The following is a 25,557-nucleotide window of genomic DNA, read 5'->3' as shown; positions in this document are numbered from 1 at the left end:
AGGAGTATGGTAAATCGTATATCTAACCGCAGTTAACTCCGAACTTATTCACTCCAACACTAAGTTGTGCGACAGTGCCTACATGTCAACCTTGTCGCTTTTTGGCGATAAAAAACAAGACACTCCAGATGAACGAGTGCTGTCCGTTGCCGAGCTCAATCGCATCGTGCGCCTGCATTTGGAGACCGGCTTCTCGAGCATTCAGGTTCAAGGTGAACTCTCCGATGTGATGCATGCCCGATCGGGTCACGTTTACTTCACCCTCAATGACATGGAAAGCTCGGCGCAAATTCGTTGCGTCATGTTCAGGGCCGATGCTCAGACATGCAAGTTGGACATCGAAGATGGCGCAGCGGTGCGTCTGACAGGCATGCTTTCGCTCTATGAGCCCCGTGGCTCATTTCAACTGATCGTACGGCGCTTTGTACCCGAAGGTGCCGGCGATCTCAAAGCTCAATTCGAGCGCCTTCGCAAAAAATTAGAGAGCGAAGGCCTTATTGATGAGAGCAAGCGGCGGAGCCTGCCAGCTTTTCCAACACACATCGGAGTGGTGACAAGCGCTGAAGGCGCCGCAGTTCATGACATCATCCGTGTGGCATCAAGCCGCTTTCCCTTGCGCATTACGGTAAGCCCGTGCCTTGTTCAAGGCAAAGAAGCGCCTGCAAGTATCATCAAAGCGCTCATTGCCGTGCAACGCATCACCGATCTTGACGTCGTGATCATTGGTCGCGGTGGAGGAAGCGCTGAGGATCTCGCGGCCTTCAATGACGAAAATCTTGCGCGTGCAGTGGCTGCTTGCCGGGTGCCGATTGTCAGCGCTGTAGGACACGAAATCGATATGAGTATTTGTGATCTTGTTGCCGATCTTCGCGCATCGACTCCGTCGAATGCGGCTGAACTTGTCGTTCCCGATCAGAATCAAGTCAGAGACCTTTTGCAATCACACCGACGAGCGCTTAGCCAGGCCATGGATATGGTGTTGGGACGTAAGCGCCTTGCTTTTGAGCGAGCACTTCGGCGGGTTTCCGATCCACGTTCGGCTCTTCAGGGTATCGCTTCACGTTTTGAACGATTGCATTCTGCGCTAATGGCGAATGCGCTTCGCTATCTTACTCTCAAACGCGCCGAGCTTGAAACAAACCACCGTCAATTGCTCAGACATGATGTGCGACGTGTTTTGGCGCAGGATCGGCAGACCTTTCAAGCGCTGCAGATCAAACTCAAAGCCATGCCTGAAAAGCTCATCTATCATCATCGCTCAATGCTTCGCGCAACGGAAGCTAAGCTTGGAATGCTTTCGCCTTTGGGTGTCCTGGCGCGTGGCTATTCGGTTGCGATTCACGAGAAAACAGGAAAAGCGTTGCTCCGATCCAAAGAGGTCTCGATTCACGATGCAGTGGTGTTGCGTTTGCACGAAGGTAGCCTTCACACCAAGGTCGAACGAAAAGATGACTGATTTTTACGGCATTTTTGGCTATCCTGTTGGGCACTCGAAGTCCCCTGCCATGCACAACGCGGCATTTAGAAAACTTGGCATGGATGCTTTGTATCTGCCCTACTCGGTGCCTTCCGAAAGGCTTGCGGAAGCATTTGATGCCTTGCGCATGCTCGGCATGCGCGGCGTGAATCTTACCGTACCGCACAAAGAAGCTGCTCTGCCTTTACTCGATGAGCTTAGCGAAGCAGCGCGGCAAATCGGCGCTGTTAACACAATAATTAATGACAACGGTGTTCTTAAGGGGTGCAATACGGATGCACCGGGGCTTATCCGAGCGTTGCAAGAAGATCAGGTTGCGTTGAGTGATGCTCGAGTGATTGTGATCGGCGCAGGAGGTGCCGCGCGAGCAGCTGTTTTCGGTTTGATGAATGCAGGATGCTCAAGCATCACGATTGCTGCAAGGCGCAAAGCGCAAGCGGATGCGTTAGTTCGTGACTTTAATGAAACCGCATCATCAGTTGATCTGTCATCAATCGAACTTGAAGAAGAACAGCTTATCAAGTGCTTTAGAACTGCAACCCTACTGATACAAGCAACGAGCGCCACGCTAAAAAGCGATCAAACTGCACAGGCTTTTGTGCAAAGTTTGCCACTGGCGAGCCTTCCTAAAGACGCTGTTGCCCTGGATTTGATTTACTCAGCGAATAAAAGTACCTTGTTTTGCATTGCAGCAGAGCAAAGCGGACTACGCAGTTTAGATGGCACTGGTATGCTCTTACATCAAGGTGCACTTGCTTTCGAGCTATGGACAACGTTTCATCCTCCTCTTGAGTCAATGCGCGTCGCGCTCACGAAAACTAGGGTTTAGACAACCGCATGGCTGCTGATTTCTGAAAAACATGTAAAAGAGTCGTTGATTAGTCGATTTGCGTGTATCGTGTGCAGGCTAGAGGATTGAGCATCAATACGACTTCCCATGGAGAAGTAACATGAAGCGATTTGTAATCTCTGCAATTGTCTTGTTTTTTGTTTCTGTAAACGCCCGCGCGCAGTTTATTGACAGCACTGCTGTGCAGACAGCGTTCTCGGTATTGAATGATAGCAGCGGTAACTTCGACGACATGGGATATGCTGTTGTTTGGGCCGATTTCAATAACGACGGCTTTTTAGATTTGGTGGTAAACCAACAAAACGAAAGCCGGCTTTTTTTCTTCAACCCCATAAGCACGCTTTTTGAAGATATGACCAATCCCAAGATAAGCAATGGAAGCAATGGTTTTCTGCGAAACAACGGCAACGCTTTCGGTAAATGGCGCAGTGCCATTGCCGCTGACTTTAATCATGACGGCTTCGTCGATATCGCACGCAATTGGTTTGAACAAATTGAGGTTTATTTGAACAACGGATCCGCTGATGCGGAGCCATACAGTTTTGGTGGTGTTAGCAGAGCTCCAAATCTCACAATTTCGTCGGGTACGACGGCTACCTTTAATTCAGAAGGCATGGGTGTTCTTGACTACGATGGCGATGGCGATCTTGATTTGCTTTTCGACAACGATGATGCCTTCGAGTTACTGCTCAACGACGGCAATGCATCATTTTCCTACCTAACGAGCGCGCCTTTCCATGGCAGTGGTGGCAACGATGGGCATTTTATTGCTGTTACCGATTACGACGCGAATGGCTTCGTTGATATACTAGTAGATATTTCATCCATTGCGGATTTGTGGTCGCAAACAAGTCCTTCTACCTTCGCTTCGGTAGCGAACTACACGCAAGAGGGCGATACGGGTGGCGACATTTTTTGCGATTTCAACGCAGACGGACGTTTTGACTTGTTTGCGGTGAACGGAAGCGATTCACTTATTTATTTCCAAGATAATTTGGGCACACTCAATGTCTCAACGCAGCCCAGTGGAGCCACCGGCTATCAGTACGGCGGCGTTGATTGTGGTGATGTTGATAGCGATGGTGATCTCGATCTTCTCGTGGTCAACAATGGTGCTCATCAGCTTTTTATCAATGATGGTTCGGGAGCAATGAGCAGTTCTTCTCTGCCTGTGACTGCGAACGGTTTAGGTAGTGGTGCAACTTTCGCCGACGTCGATCAGGATGGTGACGTCGATTTACTTATCAACCAAAACCCTGCCGCTGTTTTTCTTGAGAACACTTCTTCGATCAGCGAAGACTATCTGATAGTACGTGTACAGGCAGATAGTGAAGACGCTTGTCAGCAGACCAATAGCGATGGTTTTGTGTTGCGAGATGATATCGGAGCAACCATTCGCTTGCTTGATAATGCGAACCCAAACAATCCAAGTTATGTGGGTCCCATTCAAGAAGTAAATGGCGGCAAAGGCGCTGGCAGTCAATCAAGTCCTTGGGTCCATTTTGGACTAACACATCTTGGTGGGGGTGATCATAGCTACCTCGTTGAGATTAAGTTCCGCTATCAGCAAGGGGATAGCGCATTAGACACAGTTCGCATTCCTGTTCATCCCAGTGACATCGCAGGGTATCAACAACTCAACGTTATCAGTTCGGATCCTGACGGAGACTCCATCAAAACGGGTGATGAAAAAGCAGATGCTGCTGCAGCGGGGCTCTCAGACGACATCGACGGTGATGGTTTAGCAAACTGGCTTGATACAGATGCTGACGGCGACGGCGTTTCCGACCGCAGCGAAGCGGGAGATAGCAACGCTTGCACCAGTGCCGTTGATTCAGACGGCGATGGTGTTCCGGATTACCTTGTGTCGTCTTCAGACCCCAACGTGGATCCACCACCCTTGGGAACGGGCGATAGCGATGGTGATGGACTTCTCGATAGTGAAGAAGATCTGAATGGCAACGGCAATCCCGACGATGATGACAGCGACCGCGATGGAATACCAAACTATTTGGATGTTGATGACGATGACGATGGTATCTTAACCTCTCAGGAGATTACAGATGCTGCAGCCTATGGGGGCCGCACTGACGTCGATGGAGACGGTCTAGTAAACTGGCTTGATACGGATTCAGATGGCGATGGCATACTTGATTCTGATGAGTCAGGTGATGCCGACGGTGATGGCGTTCCGGACTATCTCAGCTTTAGCGGTGTCTCCGGCGGGGCCCTGTGTTCGATAGAGAGCCGCCAAAAAGAAAGCTGGCTCTTCGTTGTCGTCGCGCTAGCGTTTCTTATCCGCAAGCGAAAATTGCAATTGCGCGACGGAACATAGCGCTGGATCAACGCTTCTTTCGATAGGTCGAGCGGGCCTTATCAAGTGCCGAAATCACTTTAGGCGAGGTTTTCGCAGTGTCGAGCTCAAGGTCAGGTCGCAGACGAAGCGCGCGTGCAAAAAACTTAACTGCCATATCGTGCTCATCCAGCGCTACGTAGACAGTGGCTAACTCTTTTAACACCGCAATACGTTGCGATACGGCGAGTGCGCCGGATCCAAGCATTTCATGCCCGAGTGCAAGAGCGGCAATGTATTTGCCTCTTCTGACATCCTCACGAAGTTTAGGAAGCCGCTCAGAGAGCTTTTCTTGCAGTGCACGAAGATCGCCAGCCGCAAGATCGCTGCCACTCTGTTCTTGAATGTACTTTTTGCCTTGATCGGACAATGTGAGCTCCGCCAAAGGTACGAGCACGATTTGCCCCCGCGCCAGACGGTTACGAGGTATCGAGTTAAAGCGGCGCAAGCTTGCAGCTTGTGATTTGGAGCCGTAGTAGCGCAGTGAAATTTTAGCCAAATCATCGCGTTGATCGGCGATATGTCGGACGGCAAAGGGGATAAGAAGCTGCGAGCCTTCCTCCGGTTGTTTATCCGGGCTGCCCGAATTGCTTGCCATCAGTACGTTGGCGCGTTTGCCGTCTCCATAAAAACGTTCTGCTAGTCTTGTCCAGCTTTCGCCGTGCTCGACGGGATGATAGTAACTGTACGGAACAATGAGCTGAAGACCAACTACGATGGCTGAGCCACCGTTGGAGTTAAGACCATTGGCGGCAACCAAAATCTTCTCGTAACTGGTATCGCCGTAAAATCGTTGAGCAATGGAGGCAAGCGTTTCCCTGGTTTGACAACGTGCACGTAAATGCCGTTGTTAGCGCTTGCATTGTTTGCAAACACGCTTGCGAGCATGAGCATGCAAAACAAACCAAATACCGGCCATTTTTTTATGACATCCTGTCTATTTGTCACTGCCTTCATCCTCGGTATTGCTGCTCGATGTGGCTCGCTTTAGTTTCACTTCCAAACGCTTAATTTCGTCCTTCTTGATATCGACTTCATGCTCCCCGTCCATATAGTAAGGGTTCTTGAGTTGAATATAGTGTTTTCCAGGGGCAATCGAAATGGGCTTTGCGATGGGTGTAATGGCAAGACGTTGTCCATCAACAAACACTTCGGCCCAAGGGTCGACAACGATTTGCAAGTAGCCGGTTGGCGATTGACTCATCATCGAGCTGACGCGTGAGCGACGCTGTCTGTCAAAGCCGTCGTTGGCAACTTGGATCACAGCGCCACTGGCGATGGATGCGATCAGTAAAACGCCTTGAACGATAGTCATTTGTTTTAGAAGTCCACGATCTTTGTGAGTGTTGCGAGGGCCTCGTGGAGCTCCCGCTGCCAAGATTTCTTCTGCTTCAACTTCAGAAATGGCGCCCACATCTCGCAAATGAGTCACCATATGCGCATTGTAATTGGTGGTAATGCGTGTTGCGAGAAACTCAGTCAGATCATCAATCAACGATTGGGTTGATGGATAACGATTGGCCGGCATTTTTTCCATGCAGCGAGCCAAGATGCGCTCCAAAGCACGGGGAACAGTGTTGCTTACTTTTCGTGGGCTCGTATAGCGATCCAGCCGGATCTTTTGCATGACCGTTCGCGTATCGTCTTCTACAAAAGGTTTGCGTCCGACCACCATTTGATAGAGCACAATGCCCAAAGAAAAAATATCACTCCGAAAATCAAGCTTATCGCCAAGAATCTGTTCTGGAGACATGTAACTGGGTGTCCCTAACCCAGTACCTGTTTCGGTAAGGTCTGCCAAAGTGTCATCGCGAGCGATACCAAAGTCCATGAGTTTGACTTCGCCGCGGTGTGAAATGATCACGTTGGCAGGCTTGATGTCGCGATGAATAATCCCGCGAAAATGCGCATAATCAAGAGCGCGCACGACTTGCAAAGCGATGATGGCAGCGACTTCAACCGGAAGACGTGGCGTGCGTTCAAGCAGATCATAAAGATCGATGCCTTCGACGTACTCCATAATGATGTACATCGTGCCGCGTTCCTTAATGAAATCATGCACATGCAAAATGTTTTCATGTTGCAACGAGGCCATGAAATGCGCTTCACGCTCAAAGCGCTTGGCAAACTGACTGTCCACTGCGATCGAAGGCTTTAATGCTTTGATGGCAACGGTCCGGCCCAGTGGCTCTTGCACGGCTTTGTAGACTGTGGCCATGCCGCCACTGCCGATCTCACTCAGAATTCTGCAATTACCAATACGATCGACCATAATAACTAGGCTAGTAGACTCATGGGAGTAAGTGTCACAACAGTCCGTTTAAAGGAAGTCATCCGCGCCAGCATATCATTTTTTTACCAAAAACCCGCAAAAAACCCTTTTCATGAAGGTCCTAATTTAGCGTACTAAAATGGGTTAACGCATCTATCCTAGCGCGGAAAAGCCGGAGGGCAGCCGGGTTTCGGATACAACCCGAAGATGGCAACCAAAGAAGCGTGTCACTTTGCTTGGTGATGCGTTTGGGAGATTTATCAGGTCAAAGGCAAGGGCCGATCTCGCGATTCTCCTTTTGGTTTTTTCCGATCTTCATTCCGATCGGATAAGTTCTCCTGGATGGCTATCGGTTCACGCCAAGTGCAAGGGTTCCAAGACAGGGTTGAATGCGGATTGCGCTGTGGGGGATACGGTGCTAGGAGCTGCGATCTGTGATGAGTGATAAGAGCCGTACCGTTGGCGGAGGTCAAAAGCGGTACAATTTGCCGCGCCACCTGGATTGCGGCATACTTCTGATAAGATTATGTGGTGTGAATCTCTAGCAAGAGGATATGTGGCCGGGGCAGAAGCTTGGCGCATGCGGCCAGTTTTGGCAGCGTTTTTGAGCGCTTTGGTGCTGGCTTTGTGTGCGGTAGCTGCTCCGATGGCTTTGCCGCAAGGCTTGCATGCGGGAGATTTCACTGCGTCAATCGATGCTCCAACGATCGACGGTTTGGCGCCGAGCGCGCCGGTCGATGTCAGTTATTCTGAGTCAAATCCTGATGAATTGGATTGGGACGGAAACAGATCAGTTGGCGCGCTTGCGTTCGACAATCTGCATGCGCATCGCTGTTTGTCTGAGCGCGTAGGCCGATCGTACATCGCTGACCATCGGGCGAGTGGCCGGATTGCAACGGTTCCCGTTAGGGGACCACCTGCCGCCTAATACGCGGCGCCTCCCCATTATCGCTATGTGGCGCCTCGAGACGCCTCGACAAGGCATGCAGCCTGCGCGGGAATTCGCGCGCAGGGCACATTACCGAATCGAATGGAAGAAACCAACAACGAACAGTGTTTGGAAGCTTACAAGAACCCAGCCATGATTAGAATCGTAAACCTTATGACTAGAACCCACGGACGACAAGTCTGTATGAAACGCCTATTGCTCCGAACCATCCTTCCGCTCTGGGTTTCGCTTGCACTTGTCTCTTGCGAGACGCTTCGAGCGCAAGACCAACCCCAGGAGGAGGCGCATCACCCGGTCGTGCTTACCCGTCCCGCGGTACAGGACGTCCGAACGAGCCAGGGATACGTCTGCCAAATCCATTCGCACAGTCACATCGAAGTCCGTGCTCTTGAGCGGGGGTATCTTGAGCAGATCCCGGTTAAAGAGGGTCAGTCGGTGAAAGCAGGCCAGCTGCTGTTCAAGATTCTCCCCGTCGTCTACAAGGCGCGGCTGGATGCTGACAAGGCTGAGCTCGAGCTCGCTGATATTAACTTGCGGAACACACGGACACTTTTCGAGCGACAGGTGGTCTCGGATCAGGAACTGGCCATGACGCAGGCCGAACGAGACCGGGCCCAAGCTAAGGTACAACTGGCGGCGGCCAAGTTGGGCTTCACCAACGTCGTGGCCCCCTTCGACGGCATCATCGATCGCCAGTACGAGCAGAAAGGGAGCCTAGTGGACGAAGGGGACATACTCACGACGGTGTCTGACAACAGTTTGATGTGGGTCTACTTCAACGTTCCTGAGGCCGACTACCTCCGCTACAAATCCCGTCCGAAAGCGATCGATCCGGACTCCCCCGAGCTGCTCAAGCTATCGGGTGCGAGCATCCAGCTCCGTTTGGCGAACGGCGAGATCTTTGACCAAAGCGCCGGCGACACTGTTACCGTCGAGTCTAACTTCGATAACGAAACGGGGAACATCCAATTCCGAGCGGATTTCCCGAATCCAGATAACCTGTTGCGTCATGGTCAGACCGGCACTTTGTTGATCAACGAAACGTTGAAAAACGTACTCGTCATTCCCCAGCGGGCGACATTCGAGATTCTCGACAAGCAGTACGTCTTCGTCGTCGGAAAGGACGGAATCGCGCATCAGCGCGTGATCACCGTCTCGCATGAAATGGACGATATTTTCGTCATCGAGAGTGGCCTGAAGGAAAACGAAAGATTCATCCTCGAAGGGGTCCGGCAGGTCCACGAAGGTGAGCACTTGAAATACAAGGTCCTAAGCCCGGACAAGGCCCTCAAGAACCTGAAATTCCATGCGGAATAGCGGATGCAGCGGGTGCTTTACGCGTTCCTTCTCTAGATAGGCGACTATGTTTACCAAAATTCTCTACCGCCCAGCTCTGGCACTCGTCCTCTCGATCATCGTCATGTTCCTGGGGTGGTTAGGAATAGCGGGACTGCCGATCGCACAATACCCCAGCGTGGCGCCGCCAACGGTCTACGTCTCCATTGCGTATCCCGGCGCCAGTGCCAAGGTCTTAGTCGACTCGGTCCTGATTCCGCTCGAGCAATCGATCAACGGTGTGCAGAACATGCGTTACATCGTTTCAGACGCCACGAGTGCCGGCGAAGCAACGATCAGGGTCTTCTTTGAGCCAGGCACGGATCCGAACATCAACGTCGTGAACGTACAAAATCGAGTCAACATCATGCTGTCTCGCTTACCTCCGTTGGTGGTGCGCGAGGGCATCCTGGTCAGCCAAGTCGTGCCGAGCATGTTGATGTACCTGAACATCTACAGCAAAGATTCGCATACCGACCAAAAGGACCTTTTCAACTACGCCAACGTGTACATCATGCCTGTGCTCAAACGCATTCAGGGCATGGGCATTCCAGTGAATCTCGGCAATCGCAATTTCGCAATGCGCATTTGGCTAAATCCCGAGCGCATGCGTGCCTATGACATCTCTGTTGAAGATGTCATGGAGGCTGTGGCAGAGCAGAGCATCATTGGTTCGCCGGGTCGCCTTGGTCAGGCCACCGGTATGACCTCGCAATCCAAAGAATACGTGCTGACTTATATCGGGCGCTACAACGAACCGGAGCAGTACGGCAACATCATTTTGAAGGCCAAACCGAACGGTGAAATCCTTCGGCTCAAAGACATTTGTGTGCCCCCCAAGGAAGATGCAGGCCAGCAAGCAAGGGCGAGCTCCAGTGCTCAGAAGCACGCCGGCGTCGAGCTTGGCTCGGAGTTTTTTGATATTTATTCCGATGTCGACGGTCATCCGGCGGCATCCATCGTTCTGAAACAAGCCCCGGGTTCCAACGCGGCTGAAGTGATCAAGGAAGTTAAGGCGAAGCTCGAAGAGTTAAAGAAGTCCTTTCCTCCCGGGATGGACTACGAGATCGCCTACGACGTCTCCAGGTTCGTGGATGCTTCCATCGAAAAGGTGCTCCACACCCTGCTTGAGGCCTTCATCTTGGTATCGCTGGTGGTCTTCATGTTCCTGGGCGACGTTCGCTCCACGCTTATCCCAACGCTGGCTGTGCCGGTGTCGCTGATCGGCAGTTTCTTCATCCTGAATTTGATGGGCTTTTCCATTAACCTGATCACGCTGTTCGCCATGGTGTTGGCCATCGGGGTTGTTGTCGACGATGCAATCGTGGTGGTCGAGGCGGTGCACGCCAAGATGGCTGAGACGCACCTTCCTCCTTATCAAGCAACGATGGAGGTCATGCGAGAAATCAGTGGTGCGATCGTCGCTATCACGCTGGTGATGACCGCAGTGTTTGTTCCCGTCACTTTCGTCCCTGGGCCTGTTGGCGTGTTCTACCGTCAGTTCGGTGTAACGATGGCCTCGACGATCATCCTCTCCGGTCTGGTGGCCTTGACGCTCACACCGGTCCTGTGTGCGATGATTCTCAAACCTCACAATCCTGCAGAGCATAGCCGTGAAGAAAAGAAGACGACGTGGCGCAAGCTTCGGGAGTTGAATGCTAAAACCCTTGCGCTTTACGCCATGGTGGGAGCGCCGCTGCTGGCGGGGCTCGTGTATCTGGCCTACTTGCTGTGGGGGCCGATCGGCTTCTTGCTGCTCGGCGTGCCCTTTGTGCAGGTGCCGTTCAGTCGTGGCATCGACAAGGGCACGAATTTTTACGCGGAGGTGCTCAAGCCAATCGTCACACGCCGCCTGCTGACCGTCCTAATCATCGGTGGCTTTGCCCTCGGCATCGTTGGTGCGAACACCCTACTGCCAAGCGGTTTCATTCCGGGTGAAGATCAGGGCGTCATCTACGCCGTTCTTCAGACGCCCCCGGGCTCGACGCTTGAATACACCAACGCTAAGTCTCAGGAGCTGGAGAAGATTGCAAAGAAGATCGAAGGCGTCACTTCCGTTACCTCGGTGGCTGGGTACGAGGTTCTTACCGAAGGCCGCGGTTCAAACGCGGGAACCGCCATCATCAACCTCAAAGACTGGTCCGAGCGAAAAAACACGGTGCGCCAGGTCATCGAAGAGCTCGAGGAAAAAACGCGAAAGATGACCGACGTCAAGCTCGAGTTCTTCGAGCCGCCTGCGATTCCTGGTTTCGGTGCGGCCGGCGGAGTCTCCTTGCGTGTCCTGGATCAGACTCAATCAAGCGTCGCCGACTATAAGCGACTCGGAGACATTACCGACGAGTTCATGACGGCCTTGTCTAAGCGCAAAGAGGTGAGCAGTTTATTCACCTTCTACGCTTCGGACTACCCGCAATACGAGCTGGTCATCAACAATGATGTGGCCATGCAAAAGGGCGTATCAATCGAGAAAGCCCTCACGAACCTCAACATCCTCATTGGCAGCACCTACGAGCAAGGCTTCGTGCGCTTCAACCAGTTCTATAAGGTCTATGTTCAGGCATGGCCGCAGTTCCGACGAATGCCTGAGGACCTAAACAACTTGTTCGTCAAGAACGAAGCTGGGGAAATGGTCCCCTACTCCTCCTTCATGAGCATCAAAAAGCAACAGGGCCTCAATGAGATCACCCGATTCAACTTGTACCCCTCGGCCGCGATTCAGCTTGTTCCAGCGCGTGGCTACTCGAGTGGTCAAGCCATTGCTGCGGTGCGAGAAGTAGCCGAAAGCATACTGCCGCGCGGCTACGACCTTGGTTGGGAAGGCCTCTCCTGGGACGAGTCGAAAAAGGGGAATGCGGCCTTCTTTATCTTCCTGATCGTGGTTGTGTTCGTTTATCTGGTGTTGGTCGCGCAGTACGAAAGTTTCCTGATTCCACTGGCCGTGATCATGTCGTTGCCTATCGGGATCTTCGGCTCTTTCTTCCTTTTGCAGGCAATGGGATTGGCCAATGACGTCTGGGCCCAGCTGGGGTTGATTATGTTGGTTGGCCTGCTTGGGAAAAACGCGATCCTGATCGTGGAGTTTGCGGTGCAGCGTCGGCGGGACGGTGCATCACTCAAGGATGCGGCCATCGAGGGCGGCAAACTGCGCTTCCGACCGATCCAAATGACATCCTTCGCCTTTGTGGCTGGTCTCATTCCTCTGGTCTTCGCCCATGGCGCCGGCTCGGTTGCAAACCGAACCATCGGCACGACGGGTGTTGGCGGAATGCTTTTGGGCACAGTGATCGGCGTGGTCGTGATTCCCGGTCTCTATTACCTGTTCGCCAAAATGGCAGATGGCCGCAAACTGCTGCGCGACGAAACCAGCAAGCCTCTCAGCGAGGAGCAAGCCCGCGCCACCGTTCCGCCTGCTGCGAACAATCCGCTCGACATTGCCGAGCCTTCGGCGGATCGTGGACCATCCGAGGACGAGCAGTGAGCAGAAAGACTTTGCGAGCCGGACTGTCCTCCTTGGCACAACCGGCACCGACAACAAAAAATAAAACAGTCCATTCAGAGGGCTGGCCTTAGCGCGAGGATTCACCGCACGCGATCCGCTAAATCAACCGCCTCTGACAAAGATTTTTCTTCCAGAAGTTATCGACAAGGCGTTTTCAGTCTTTTTCAAAACCATGCTGTGTTTGGGCTTTTCTAAAAAGGCGTTGGTAGCTTCCGGCTTCAGTGCAAAAGGAAGACATCCTAAAGCAGTGGAACTATCGAACACAGATCAGACGGCGGCGCATATCCAAGCCGCCTCGAAAATCGCGCAGCACGAAGTAAAACGCTGTCAAAAATGGCTCTTTAGGAATGCCCTCGTCCGTTGATTTCGGTGGCGTCCATTGTACAAGAACCTGAGGATAGTCCACTGCGGCAACGGAGAATAACTTATCAAGCGATCCATAAGTGGTGAAACTAGAGAGATAAAAATTCTCAACATCCGTGACTAACGCACTTGTCTCAGAGCCTACGACATAAGTATCAGCGCTGCTTGGAGCAAAATACAGAATAAAGGGAAGCCCAGGATCATCACGAGAGATAACAGGTAAACGCGAGTCTTCGATTTGAAAAGTTGAAAGAACTTTGATGTTGCCATCTGAATCAAGGATCCCACCAGTGAGCGAAGCAGCGTCGTTGGCTGGCGGTGGGCTGCAAGGTCCTTGATCTGCAAGTTCGGGTGGCGGTTCATCCCAAGCCGAAAGAAAAATAGAGACCGGTACAGTATCAAAGCTTGGATGGGTGTTGGGTTGATCCAGCAAATCGATCTGCAAATCAAAACTAACGAGAGTGCGCTCAGTTTTTTGACCATTGCATTCCGTTCCCTCGTTTAGCAACGCAAACACATCAGGGTTGTTTTGTGCAGTTTGTAGATCAAAGCCTTCCTTCAGTGAAAGGTCTCCTCGTGCGCAAATCACACCTGCAACAAGTACCTTGGGAAGTGCGGCAGCTAGCTCCGCGGGTAGGACCTCCGGTACGGCCAACTCAAAAAACGGTGCGCTGCCCGTATCTTGCGATAAAGCAAAAGGGAGATCTGCGCACAATCCACTTCCAGAAAGCGTTGGTGCGGCAACGCAAGCAAGCATGAACCATTGATACGACGTGTCAGCTTGTGTGTCTGCGACAAGCCAATCGAGACGCACCGATTCACCGGGGCGTGGCCAATTTTGATTGGGCCGTCCTTCAATCGAAACGTAGGTTCCTAAAATGCGTGGTTTATTGATCAGCCAAGGCGGATCAAAATTGTCTTGGCATCCAAACAAAAACAAAAGCAGGAGTATCGTGAAGCAAGTGCGTTTCATTAAAACTCACCTCGCATGCCAAGGCTGGGGATAATAGGCAGACCAGACACCACGCCGGTTTGACTGTAATCAAAACTATAAAGAATGCCTTCGGGGTTCATGCGATTGTAGACGTTTTGCACATCCAAATAGGCAGCAAGTTTCCAGTAACGAAAGAGCCATTGCTTTTCGATACGCACATCCAGACGATGAAACATGGGATTGCGTTTTGTATTGGTTCGCCCATAGATGGGCTGATACACATCGACATTGGCGTTGTAAATGGCAGCGGTAATCGGGGTGTAAGGATTGCCTGTTACGAGACGAAAGGTTGCGCCCGCCTCCCAGCCTTCGCCAAGCTTGTAGCTGCCTGAAACGGTAAGAATATGTGTTTGATCGAAATCAAACAAACGCCACTGCTCGCCCCGATCGCGCCGCTCGCTGCGTGACAAAGTGTACGAAAGAAAACCGAAAAAATTTCCGCCAGGGTTAACTTTGCCTGAAAGCTCTAACCCATAAATGCGGCCTGTTCCATCATTGGTAAAATAGGGCGGCAAACTTCCCACCGTACCGACGACGCGATCCCAAAGGTATTTGTAAAAAAGCTCAGCGCCCACTTCGTACTGTTTGCCAAGCTTTTGTTCCACGCCTGTGCTTAGGTGCATCGAACGAATGCCAAGTAATCCGGGGTTTCCCAGTTGACTTGCTCCTTCTTGCGGTTGGGGGGGCTGGCTGTAGAGACCAACTCCTGCTTTGATCACCGTATCGTCCGTAAGGTTGTAACGAACCACACTGCGTGGATCGAAAACCCAGCGATCAAGCCAGCCAAAATAATCCAGACGCAACGAGAGCAGCACTTGCAGTGCATCTAGCGGCAACAAATCGAGGGTCAAATAGGCGGCGGGCTCATAGATAAAGAGGTTGCCCTTGCTTGTGATGAGATCTTGAGTGCTGACTGGATCTCCTCCGCCCACAGTGTTGCCCGGGTCGCCTTCCTGTTGTGTCGGTTGCGCGCCAGTATAGGCAAACTCGGAGGGCTGCAGGCGAATATCAAGGCCGCTGATAATGCGTAGTCGTTTGGTTACGGTCGTCTGCCATTCACTACGACCTAAAATCTCTACGCTATCAAGATTAAAAGAAATATCGTTGCCAACATTGAAAGCTAAGTTGACCAAACCTGCGGAAAGATCGATGCGATGTTGTGTGCGTCGTGAATACTGATGAATCCAGCTTCCTTGCAGTTTGTGAAAGGAGGTTTGGATGCCAAAGTTACCCTGAATCAGCGGATCGCCTTCAGAAGGGTCTTGAAAAAGCAAGCGCAGGGTATCGTTGCTTCCGTAAACGAGCAGGCGCAGTTGATCGCGCCTACTTACTTTGTAGTTGAACAATCCTTGGTAGTCCCAGTACACAGGAGCCGCAACGATACTTACGTCACCTTCCGGCACCACAGCGTCCAAGACCAAATCAATATAGCTGCGGCGCGCGGCGGCGGCAAAACTTCCCTTTTTACCAACGGGACCTTCCAGCATCACCGAAGCATCGATGATATTAAGATCGGCCATGCCATGAAGAGCATCATCTTTTGGATCGCGAAGTGTCACATCCAAAATACCACCGGTGCGTCGACCAAAACGAGCGCTGAAGTTGCCCGGATAAAAATCAATCTGTTTGAGCAATCGGGGTTGAATCACGCTGGTCAGACCACCAAAGTGGTACAAAAGCGGAATCGGCAAGCTTTCAAGTTGGGTTTGACTGTCTCCGGGAGCTGCGCCACGCACAATCAACTGGCCCAAACTAAAAGGTGGCCTACCCACGCCGGGTAAAAGCTCAACCGCACGCAGTGCATCACCGCGTGTGCCAGGAACTTTGAGCAACACTTCCGATTCAATGGTGCGCTTGGTCACTTCGCGCGGTTGATCGACTTGCGCGGTGGCCGTAAAGCTATCGACCTCGTCCTCATCGTCTGCTGTAGTTGCTGCCGCGGGCTTGCTTTCGACAATGAGCTTTTTTTCTTTAACAACTTTTTCTTTGATCTCGAAAATATACTGATACTTGATGCGAACCGGCACAGCTTTGCCGTTCACCCTTGCCGGCTCAAACACAAAACCCATGGCGGCGTAGACCGCGGCATCGTCAAACTCAGGCCCGGCTGATTCGAGCACCTCGACTTTGTTAATGGTGCCGAGCTCTGAGATCTCCAGCGACAGCAGCACCGTTTTTGGGCTGTCCGCGATATCGAAGCCCTCGGGATACTTGGCCTCTTCAAAGTGCTTGAGTTTGGGTGGCACGACCCGCGGGCTGCTCTGCTCTGAGTTTTGCTCGTCTTTTTCTTCTTGGGCTTCGGCAGCCGCCAGTGAAAACTGAAAAAAAACGCCAAAGCTGGCAAGGAACAAGCACCAAGGCTTGCAAGCTTGACCAAGGCGGGGTACCTGGCCTGTCGTGCGACTTTCAATCGGCATTGTTGGCTTACCAAACGTAGGCAAATCGACTTTATTCAACGCCTTATCCTCTAAACAGGCCGAGGCCGCAAATTATGCATTCTGCACGATTGATCCCAATATAGCGGTGGTCAACGTACCCGATCCACGTTTTGACGAGTTAGTTCGCATAGTCGAGCCACAAAAACAAGTCCCGGCTACCGTGGATTTCGTCGACATCGCAGGTCTTGTTAAAGGTGCATCCAAAGGCGAAGGCCGCGGCAATGCATTTTTAACAAACATCCGCGAAACCAACGCCATCGCCCATGTGGTGCGCTGCTTTGACGATCCCAACGTGGTGCATGTCGATGGCCGTATCGATCCGATAGCAGACATTGATACCATCCAGACAGAATTGGCATTAAAAGACCTTGAAACATGCCAAAAACGTCTGGAAAAAGCACAAAAACTTGCCAAATCTGGCAGCATCCCCGAGCGTAAAATGCTCGCTTTGTGCGAGCGCTTGGTGCCGATCCTCGATGAAGGCAAGCGCGCTTCGTCCTTGGAGCTTAGCGATGAAGAAGACATCGCCTTGCTTAACGATCTGTTCTTGTTGACCAGCAAGCCCTTGTTCTACGTTGCCAATGTTGGCGAAGCACAACTGGCTGACGCCGCAAGCGACGCACATGTTCAAAAAGTCCTTGCGCGCGCCAAAGAAGAAAACACCAAAGCGGTTGTGATCTGCGCCAACATCGAAGCCGAGATCATGCAACTGCCTGTTGAAGAACGCGCCGACTTTTTAGCTTCTGTTGGTCTCGAAGAGCCGTCTCTTCATCAAGTGATTCGCACGGGCTTTGAAATGCTCAACTTGATCACCTATTTTACAGCGGGCAAGCAAGAAGTCCGTGCTTGGACCATTTTGCGTGGCTGTAAAGCACCCGGCGCCGCCGGTGAAATCCACACCGACTTTGAACGCGGCTTCATTCGCGCTGAAGTTATCAAATGGCAAGACTGGGTCGAGCTCAAAGGCGAAGCAGCCTGCAAAGCCGCCGGCAAAATGAGCACCGAAGGCAAAGACTACACCGTAAACGACGGCGACGTCATGCACTTTCGCTTCAACGTCTAGGGGTCACTTTCCTCGCAATTTCAACCCTAGTTTTCAGGCCTAACATGGCTCAATCTTGAAACTTCTCTAAAAAGAACTGCCAAAAGTGCGACGGAATTCGCCTTTTTTATAGGGCCTAAAATTGGGGGAAAGTGACCCCAATTTTAGATTGCGCCGGCTGGAATGCAGCTTAGTTCAACAGTATATTGAGCACCTTCTGGAAAGCGATCACGCGTCATGTTCTGAACTTGGATGGTGTATCTGGCGCCATGTCCGGTGGCTGCGAACACGACCTGTTCGTGGTTTTGTGTCTCGTCAGTGGCTAGGCTGCTAAAAAGCTCAGAAGGTCTCTTGTAGTCAACAGCGTTTGAGCAGTTCATCCCCTCTACGCCATCCTTTTGGTCGATGGCGGTGAGTGATTGCGACTGGTTTGGACTTGACGAATTGGTCACGATCTTTCCATCTTTGACGACAAAGAGGTCGAGATCGTAGCCAGCAGGAATGTTGGAAAGCTTGACTTGAACATAGGCATCGCATTGTGTGCTGTCGTGCGTGTACTGATAGTCATGATAAGGAATTTGATAGCCCACTTGATCATCCGTGATGTTCGTGACGCCGGTGCAGGCTTGCTGTTGCGCGCCCGGTAATGCGTTTTTAGTTGAGGGAGCCCAGTTATCGGCCACAAAGGAAGCGGCCTGCGCGCTGTTTGCCTCGATCGATCCATGCTCGTAATGGCAGGTGCGCAACGCTGCAAAGCCATCTTTTGTTAAAACATCAAACTGGCCAAAGTAACTAAAATACTCCCAGCTGTTACCATTGGGCTCACTGTACGAGTTGAGGTAACACAGATCAGGCGCCAAGGCGGTTGATGATGCGCTCTCTCCAGCTGCGGAGTCCTCGCTTTGAAGGGCGCAGCCAACAGCACTTAGCGCCAAGGCAAGAGATAGGGCAGTTCGTTTTTTGCAAATCAACATTGGAAGGCTTCTCCTCATCTGTGTCAGAAAGCAGCTTCGGTAAAGCAAGAAGCATACCAATGCTCTTGGCGCTTTCATCTCGAGATAAAACCGAAAAAAGCAAAATATTATGGGTAAATCCTCCGACTCAGCGCCCAAAGCAGAGTGCAACTTGAGTTGCCAGTAGCTGTCCCCAGCTGGAGCATAAAGTCCACAGTGTAGGTGTGTTGACCCCTAAGCCTAGTATTACAAAGGATGAATTTGAGCCTCAGCGGGTGAAGCCTAGTGAGCGAAGGCGATGGAAAAAGGTTGCGCTGCGCAAAAGCAGGCTCTTTTGGGGGCGCGGCGCGCCGAAATCCGAAGCAATGACAAAACGCTTGGTCATGGCATCAGTGCGGCTGGACGATAAACGTTGGCAGAAGGCCTAGCAAAAAGCTGTTTGTTCTGGTTTTGTATAGAAAATATATGGACATAAACTGTTCACAATGAGAAAGGATACGCAATGAATAACTTAATGAACTGGGTTGGCATGGGAATGATGTCATTAATGACTGTGCTCCTGCTGGCGGCTTGTGATGACGAGGACAGCGATCAAAATGGGGCCTCAGCCGCACAACTGCGGGTCATTCATCTTTCGGCTGATGCACCCGCGGTCGACGTGTTTGTCGATATGGACGCTACACCGGTGGTCAGTAACCTTGCCTTCGGGTCTGGGACCGAATACCTGAGCCTGAACGCTGGAAGCTATGACATTGACGTGTCTGCGGCAGGTAGCACCGCGGCTGATTCAGTGCTAGCTGTGGATGGCCTCACCTTGATGGCGGGCAGCGCTTATACAGCAGTGGCTTTCAATGAACTCGCTAGCCTACAGGCATTGGCTCTGAAGGATGATATTGCGACCAGCAGCGCTGGCAACATTAGCGTGCGGGCCATCCATACCGCTGTGGGCGTGGGCGAAGTCGATATCTGGAATATCCCCGATACGGGTGATCCAGAACCTCTTTATGAAAACGTGGGGTTTGGAATCGCTGGTGACTATCTTGATTTGCCTGCTGGAGCCTACACCCTTGGTATCGACGTTGATGATGATGCAAATCCGGACCTCGTCTTCGAGTTGCCTGATCTTGCCGGGGGTAGCATCGCCAACGTATTCGCGGTCAACGATGGCACCGACGTGTACCTGCTTGCTCAGCTTCAGGACAGTACTGTAGCCCGCATTGACGCGAACTAAGCTTCTGTCTTTAAAACCACACAACACGGTGAGCAAATAACCCCGCAACGAAGATAGGTGCGGGGTTATTTTTGTGCCGGTTGCCATAAAGCCCATGCTCCGGCCGTTTTTCACGTGGAATAGTTCGTAAGTGCTTGAGTGCTAAACTGTAGTAGGCGAGACTTAGTGTGACAGTCATCCTGATTGGAAAAGTTGTCTGTCAGATGATGTTACGCGACTTTTAATAGGTTTAGCCTTCCAATTTGTTTTGCCGTCAAGGAAAGTCTGCCAGGGTGTTCTGGCGCAGCACATCTTGCCTTAATGAGTCGGTTAAAACGTCTCACGGCTTGCTGGACTGGACTGGAAAAAGTGGACACCTAAACTGTAAAGGGAAAGGTGTTCGAGCGTGGCGACTAACATCGTTGCTCAAGACGGTTGCGGGCACCACGACACCAACTTCGTTGACCTCGAATTTCAGAGCCTTTTTGACCTTTTTGCTCATAGTTTAAACCAACTCCCGCTCGCACTTACCGTTTCTGGGAGCGGCGGGCTTCTCTTCATGATACCTCTCCTACGCCCCGTCACACTACCAGAGAGAATGTTCTTCGCTACTAAGGTAACCTTCCGTAAAGCAGCGGCTATCGACAATTTGCAACCACTGAGTTAGCGCTCCAGGATGGACATAAGGAATTTCAGTAACGCGCATTTGGATTTCAAGGAAAAGCAAGAACAGCGAGTGTTTTTTATCTGGCATTTCGAGGTTGGCATCTGATCGCCATTGCAAGTACTGTCGAATAAACTTGTAGGTCGTATTCACGGCAAGGCAAAGTTCTCTGTAAAGCGCCATGGTATGCCGTTCCTCCTTGAAGATATCTATTAAATCTTGACTAAGTGCTTGAAACGTATCGAGCAGTTCTAAAAGTACCTTCTTGATTTCAGTGAGCACCTCCGCGTTTAGATCTCCGTACACCAACCTTAACATTAGCTTGTTGATGAGTATTACGAGATCTTCGAGTAGTTTGACAAACTCTTCTAGCACCTCTTCGAGCGGTGTGCCGTTAGCAAGTTGTTCTTTGAGCTCTTTAATGCGCTCTGTCATTGCTTTGAGCTTTTCTAAATCACCATCCCAGTCACCTAGCGTTTGATCGCTGTTGAGCGTTAGCGTTTTGATCGATATCAAAGTGAGCATAAATGCTTCAGCCCCGTTTACAATGTGTCTGTTTAGTGCCACATCAAACCCTGCGGCGGCCGTTTCGCCGCTTTGCGCAAGGCTGGCGTTACCGAGTTCAGCAATGCGCGATATAAGCCACTCCGACAGAGCCCCCTTGTCAGCCCGTGTCTCAGATTGCGGCCAGGTGACGCCCAGATCAACGCGAGAAAACAATGCGGTGATTCGTAGTGCTACGGTAAAAAACTGCTGCACCTCTGCTACGCTAGGCAAGATAAGCGTGGTTCCATTGGGATGCATGTGACCCTGCCACACCACGCTACGGTTATCGCTCAGTCGCTTAGCGATCTCTGGAAGAGCAACGTAGCGAAAGTTGGTCATGAAATCGTCACTGTTCATGATGAGACCTTGTGCCTGCATGTCATCTAAGCTGGCCTGAATCCAGCTGGCTTGCAGCTGTCCTGCAAGAAACAGGTTTAGGTTATTCTGCGTTACAGAAACGATTTGCTCTCGAAGCAATGCTTGCTGCTCCACGTATGCCTTGGCCGTTTCATAGGTTTGATATGCAGCTACGGCTAAGCCTGCTCCCACCGCAACCGGCAATGCGGGAATGGAAAAGCCTTGCAGTGCTCCCCACACGGCCGTCATCGATGCATCCCCGGAAGCCTCGATGCCAACATCGTCTTGCGAAGCGCAGCTACTCAAATTTTGGCTTAGTGAAAGTATCAAAACAAACGCAAGGGTTCGCGTAAACATACGGGTTGATTTTGAAACGAAGAACGTCATGATACTCGTAGGTCCTTTACCGAGATGTATGTAAAATTTCTTTCTATGTTGGATCGGAATGCAAGACGTGTGCCTGAGCAATGTTGTTTCAATTGCTGGGTGGATGAAACTGCAAAAGAGAATTTGCTCAATGTTTTTGGGCGCGATGCGTGAGTATCAGGGTATGTATATGAAGGTACCCATGCTGAGCAGAGGGCGTTTTGCCCCAAGGCTGATGACTTAAGATACTCGCAACGTTGCGCTGCAACTACTGGCAGCAGCGCGTTGCCATCCATAAGTCGACATCGCCCTGACAGCCGGAGCAGTTGCTTGCGAAATAGAGTCTTCGTCCAGGCACGACATCACTTCGGTCCTTGCCCTGCGCACTGGCCGCTGCCAAACACGGCATGAATAAATCGTGGTCGGGCTCGATGAAATCATCCTCACCGAGATGGCCGAGCACTTTACGGCTGGCTTCGTTGGCAATCCCTACAAACTTGGTTTTACTGGGCGCATGCAGCGAGAAAAATCCCCGTCAACAACAACATACACCTCATCGAGGTTCAGCACCTGCAGATGAAGATCAAGGTGCAACGCAAAGTCGAACCTTTGCACGAAGGTGAGTGAGCACGTTGCCCACCGCCGAATCGACACCTCACCACGCTATGGAAAACGGAGATTGCCATACGGCTTTGGGAAAAGGTCGAGACCCCAAAGTTAGTGGTTGAGCAAGCCTTTTTCCAACTGCTCTTCAAGAACGTTGGCAAAGGGGATGGTGGCATGACCGATTCCGCTTGGCCATTCTGTGGTTACGGTGAAACCGAGACTGGTGTACTTCTCGCTTCCCTTCTGGGCGTCAGAAAGGTATTGATCGTTTTGACCAGCATAGAAATGAAACTTAAAGCTATTTTTGAAATCCGTGCTGAACTCGGGGTTTCCTGACGGAGGCGAGCCAGAGCCCAACACGAGCGCAGCGCCTCCGCAAAAGTGCTCTCCATCGCCGGGCACATAGTCGATGGTTGTGAACTCGGCACCACCGGAATAACCAATGATAAGTACCTTGTCTGTGTTGATGGGGTACTGTTCCAAAACGCGCTGGTCAATCAATTCACTAAGAAACTCAACGTTGTCACTTCCGTTTAACCACCATGTGTTGGTCGAGAAATCGGGTGTTCGAACGATTAGGCTCAACATATTGTATTCATTAAGAATCGGAACCATCCCGCTAGCACCCGACTGGGGACTGGTATAGAAACCACCACCGTCTCCGTGCAAAATGACCGCCAAACCCATAGGCTCGTTCCAGTCCAGAGCCGCGGCGTAAAGGTGATAGTTGCTTGTTTGCCCGGTACTTGCGGTAAAGGATTGCTCAAAAATGTCCTCCTTCAATCCGCCCGAACCGTTGCTTTGACAGTTTAGGAGACTGTCGCTTGCGCCATCGTCAATGTTGCCATCATCGACGCTTCCTTCGTTATTGGAGTCGTTACCTACATTATCGGTGGCTTGCGGTAGGTTGCTGCTTTGCGAGCCTCCTTCGGAGGGCTCGAGCACCACGCCCTCACACCCACCAAAAAGAACACCAAGCGCAACAAAAAAAACACGCTTATCGATAGACATCACCAGGCAACACCTTTCCGGTATTTGCAAACTCTGCAAAACCCATGCCACGTGGAGCAAAAATGGCATCCTCCAATAATGGCAATATGGAGCATATCTTATCAATTCAGCGCACAATGCGAACATGCTCTGTTCCCAATAAGGAACAGCCCTCGCTCTTGTAGCGTATATGCAATCGATAATGGGAGGTTGTCATTTGCACATGAGCCGTCCGCTTGTGGCTTCTTCCATTACCCACAAACACGGTTGCTCGCACACCTTTCGGCACTCTCATCAATAGTTCTTCCAAAGTTGAGTGCTTTGCGCCCATTCGTGAATGAGGTCCTTGACGCCCTGAGCCATTGCAAGTCTTAGATCGTAGTCTGTCCACTATACGCCCCGAGGAAGGCTGGCTATCAGTTCATCGAGGCCAGCTCTGTAGGCTTCTCGCGCGGCGATGATGGCGTTTTCGGAAGCCTGGTGGTTGATGCGGCGTTCCCATTCAAAAAATGGCAGATAGTAATATTGGCTATTTTTCATAGCGCTCGGCAAACTTGGTTCGACCTTGGAAAGGAAAAAAATATGATCGTAATGTACCGCTGAATCCGCTGCGCCGTAGTTGAAATCGTTTCTCCACGAAAGCTCGCTCAGCAAATAAGGTCTTGCATTTGAACCAAGGCGTGCCGGTGCATCGACGTTCTCCATACTCGTGGCAATGCCTGCGTTGAGCTCAAGTTTATCGATTAGCGGCACGTGAGCGCCACGAGTTTCCAGCCCCACCAAGCCGTCGAGGGTAGTTTGAGAGCTCGCATAAATTCGATCGCGAAAACCCATCCAAAGAAATTTTGCAAAGTCATCAAGATCGCGTGCGGGCCCGTTTCCGCTGGCAATGTTCACAAGTGCTTGATAAACGAATTCGATTTTTTTGATGTCGGGCAATGCAAGAGGGGAGGCCGTGAACATCCACTCCGAATCAACTACAAGGCCTTTTAGAGCGAGTTTTTCATTTCCGAGGAGCCATAGTTTCATGATCGCATCAAGTTGCTGCGAATCGGTCTGCGTGATGTCAAAAACCAGATGAAATTGATAACTATCGCCCAAGACTCTCATAAAGTCGGTGCGCTGAACTATCTCGGCCAAAGTGCGGGCGGCCTCACCAGTAGATTGACCAACTTCGAAAATATCGGAATCCCATCCTAGCTTGGGATCCATGTAGGCCGCCGCAGCGCTAAGCATAAGGATTCCGAAACAAAGATATTGAGACGCAGCTGGCCGCAGAACGGGGTCATCGCCACCATGGTGTGTACTGAAAGCATAGCGACCGCAGTGTAGGTGGGACTTGGGTGAGATGGCGCTGGGTTTGGCAGTGCTTTGGGCGCACGGAGGCAGTAAATTTCCACCCTCGAGCCCCTCCAACGTGCAGCGGTGCATTGCGGCGGAGTCAGTCAACCGGCAAAGGGCAAGGGAAGTTGTGGGGCACGGATGCTCGCTGGTGGGGCACGGGGTAAGCCCGCGGCATTCTGAGCATCGAGGAACTCGATGATTTTCATGTGACCGCCACAAGATGGGCAAACGGACACATCGACGTTGAAAACTCGAGCAAGGAGTTTGCTCCAAGGGGTGCGCTTTGGCCTTGGCTCTTGAGGGTCATCGTTCCACAACGCAAGTTGCGCCCTGTTGCTTTCATCCTGCGGCCCTGGCACGACTTTACTACGCTGTGTGGCATGGGCTGCCAGGACACCGTGATATCTCAGAAGATGAAAATGTGGAGGCAGCACCAAGGCACAGAGTTTGGCTATCAGGTCGAGCGGCTCAAACACCACCGCCTCGGCGGCATCGGCCCAGTGGCGCTTGAGTTTGTAGAACACAAATTCAAGAGCCGAGTCAGAAAAATCCGACGAAAACCCTGATCCACAAAGCAAACCAGCTGTTGTACTCGAACTCGAGCGCGACAACTCAGGCCACTTGCAACTCAGCATCCAAAACCACGACACGACCGTGGTCAAGCTTGCGGCCAGGGCTGAATTGCAATCCAAGAAGGAAAGCGCATGGAAAACGCTATTTGATATCCCATTGCGCATCGACTGCAACGACTCCATCGATGCGTCCACCTGTTTTGAACTTGCCCCCGGCGCTGAACTCCGCCCGCCCACTTACAGCAATCAGCACTGCGCTTGCAAACGCTGCAACCCACTCAGAACAACATACCACCGAGTCATCCTACAAAGCTGTGGAAAGAGCTACACCTTCACTTCGCAATAGGCTCCGGTGAAAATCCACGGCGTGTAATGTA

The 25,557-nt window shown here is 51.5% G+C and carries 19 protein-coding genes; 8 read left to right on the top strand and 11 right to left on the bottom strand.

Annotation, left to right across the window (positions count from 1 at the left end; translation table 11 throughout):
* Positions 1–82: 82 nt before the first annotated feature.
* The 3 genes from xseA (at position 83) to IPJ88_03335 (ending at position 4,662) form a co-directional block, all read left to right on the top strand.
* Positions 83–1,456, top strand: coding sequence for an exodeoxyribonuclease VII large subunit (gene xseA, locus IPJ88_03345; GenBank protein ID QQR90785.1), 1,374 nt, complete (start codon positions 83–85; stop codon positions 1,454–1,456).
* Positions 1,449–2,306: a shikimate dehydrogenase gene (aroE, locus tag IPJ88_03340; protein ID QQR90784.1), complete on the top strand. Its 858-nt coding sequence runs from the start codon at positions 1,449–1,451 to the stop codon at positions 2,304–2,306. Before xseA ends, aroE begins: the two co-directional genes overlap by 8 nt.
* A gap of 121 nt (positions 2,307–2,427) precedes the next feature.
* Entirely contained in the window at positions 2,428–4,662 is a 2,235-nt protein-coding gene (locus IPJ88_03335) for a VCBS repeat-containing protein (protein QQR90783.1), read from the top strand.
* Positions 4,663–4,669: 7 nt separating this feature from the next.
* Here the strand turns inward: IPJ88_03335 and IPJ88_03330 are convergent, their stop codons facing one another.
* Positions 4,670–5,482, bottom strand: a complete 813-nt coding sequence (locus tag IPJ88_03330) for a hypothetical protein (GenBank protein QQR91952.1) — start codon at positions 5,480–5,482, stop codon at positions 4,670–4,672.
* Between the two features lie 135 nt (positions 5,483–5,617).
* Complete coding sequence (locus IPJ88_03325; protein ID QQR90782.1) at positions 5,618–6,952, bottom strand: serine/threonine protein kinase; 1,335 nt, start codon at positions 6,950–6,952, stop codon at positions 5,618–5,620.
* Positions 6,953–7,532: 580 nt separating this feature from the next.
* Between IPJ88_03325 and IPJ88_03320 the strand changes: the two genes are divergently transcribed.
* The 3 genes from IPJ88_03320 (at position 7,533) to IPJ88_03310 (ending at position 12,714) form a co-directional block, all read left to right on the top strand.
* A complete protein-coding gene (locus IPJ88_03320; protein ID QQR90781.1) occupies positions 7,533–7,880 on the top strand; it encodes a hypothetical protein in 348 nt (115 codons plus the stop codon).
* Positions 7,881–8,084: 204 nt separating this feature from the next.
* Complete coding sequence (locus IPJ88_03315) at positions 8,085–9,218, top strand: efflux RND transporter periplasmic adaptor subunit (GenBank protein ID QQR90780.1); 1,134 nt, start codon at positions 8,085–8,087, stop codon at positions 9,216–9,218.
* A 46-nt stretch (positions 9,219–9,264) separates the two neighbouring features.
* Positions 9,265–12,714 carry an efflux RND transporter permease subunit gene (locus IPJ88_03310; GenBank protein QQR90779.1) on the top strand — a complete coding sequence of 1,150 codons (3,450 nt, stop codon included), beginning with the start codon at positions 9,265–9,267 and terminating at the stop codon, positions 12,712–12,714.
* Positions 12,715–12,988: 274 nt separating this feature from the next.
* Here the strand turns inward: IPJ88_03310 and IPJ88_03305 are convergent, their stop codons facing one another.
* Both IPJ88_03305 and IPJ88_03300 read right to left on the bottom strand, forming a co-directional pair.
* On the bottom strand, positions 12,989–14,071 hold the full coding sequence (locus tag IPJ88_03305; GenBank protein QQR90778.1) for a hypothetical protein: 1,083 nt from the start codon (positions 14,069–14,071) through the stop codon (positions 12,989–12,991).
* Complete coding sequence (locus tag IPJ88_03300; GenBank protein QQR90777.1) at positions 14,071–16,509, bottom strand: TonB family protein; 2,439 nt, start codon at positions 16,507–16,509, stop codon at positions 14,071–14,073. Before IPJ88_03300 ends, IPJ88_03305 begins: the two co-directional genes overlap by 1 nt.
* Here IPJ88_03300 and ychF point away from each other — a divergent pair.
* Entirely contained in the window at positions 16,490–17,593 is a 1,104-nt protein-coding gene (ychF, locus tag IPJ88_03295; GenBank protein QQR90776.1) for a redox-regulated ATPase YchF, read from the top strand. The two genes, IPJ88_03300 and ychF, sit on opposite strands and share 20 nt — an antisense overlap.
* Before the next feature lie 143 nt (positions 17,594–17,736).
* On the opposite strand, the gene IPJ88_03290 is transcribed toward ychF, so the two are convergent.
* Positions 17,737–18,546, bottom strand: coding sequence for a hypothetical protein (locus tag IPJ88_03290; GenBank protein QQR90775.1), 810 nt, complete (start codon positions 18,544–18,546; stop codon positions 17,737–17,739).
* Positions 18,547–19,027: 481 nt separating this feature from the next.
* Here IPJ88_03290 and IPJ88_03285 point away from each other — a divergent pair, with 481 nt between their 5' ends.
* A complete protein-coding gene (locus tag IPJ88_03285) occupies positions 19,028–19,756 on the top strand; it encodes a DUF4397 domain-containing protein (GenBank protein ID QQR90774.1) in 729 nt (242 codons plus the stop codon).
* A 565-nt stretch (positions 19,757–20,321) separates the two neighbouring features.
* On the opposite strand, the gene IPJ88_03280 is transcribed toward IPJ88_03285, so the two are convergent.
* From IPJ88_03280 to IPJ88_03255, 6 genes are all read right to left on the bottom strand, one after another.
* Positions 20,322–21,689 (bottom strand): hypothetical protein, encoded by a 1,368-nt coding sequence (locus IPJ88_03280; GenBank protein QQR90773.1) that lies wholly within the window; start codon positions 21,687–21,689, stop codon positions 20,322–20,324.
* A 247-nt stretch (positions 21,690–21,936) separates the two neighbouring features.
* A complete protein-coding gene (locus tag IPJ88_03275; GenBank protein ID QQR90772.1) occupies positions 21,937–22,131 on the bottom strand; it encodes a hypothetical protein in 195 nt (64 codons plus the stop codon).
* 254 nt (positions 22,132–22,385) lie between these two features.
* Positions 22,386–23,288, bottom strand: a complete 903-nt coding sequence (locus IPJ88_03270) for a hypothetical protein (GenBank protein ID QQR90771.1) — start codon at positions 23,286–23,288, stop codon at positions 22,386–22,388.
* 366 nt (positions 23,289–23,654) lie between these two features.
* Positions 23,655–24,500: a hypothetical protein gene (locus tag IPJ88_03265; protein QQR90770.1), complete on the bottom strand. Its 846-nt coding sequence runs from the start codon at positions 24,498–24,500 to the stop codon at positions 23,655–23,657.
* Positions 24,501–24,709: 209 nt separating this feature from the next.
* Positions 24,710–25,270: a transposase gene (locus IPJ88_03260; GenBank protein QQR90769.1), complete on the bottom strand. Its 561-nt coding sequence runs from the start codon at positions 25,268–25,270 to the stop codon at positions 24,710–24,712.
* A 52-nt stretch (positions 25,271–25,322) separates the two neighbouring features.
* Positions 25,323–25,475, bottom strand: a complete 153-nt coding sequence (locus IPJ88_03255) for a hypothetical protein (GenBank protein ID QQR90768.1) — start codon at positions 25,473–25,475, stop codon at positions 25,323–25,325.
* Positions 25,476–25,557 lie beyond the last annotated feature (82 nt).

Source organism: Myxococcales bacterium, from assembly GCA_016699535.1.
GTDB lineage: Bacteria > Myxococcota_A > Polyangia > Polyangiales.
The sequence above is the reverse complement of the archived record's forward strand: the minus strand, read 5'-3'. Positions and strand labels throughout refer to the sequence as shown.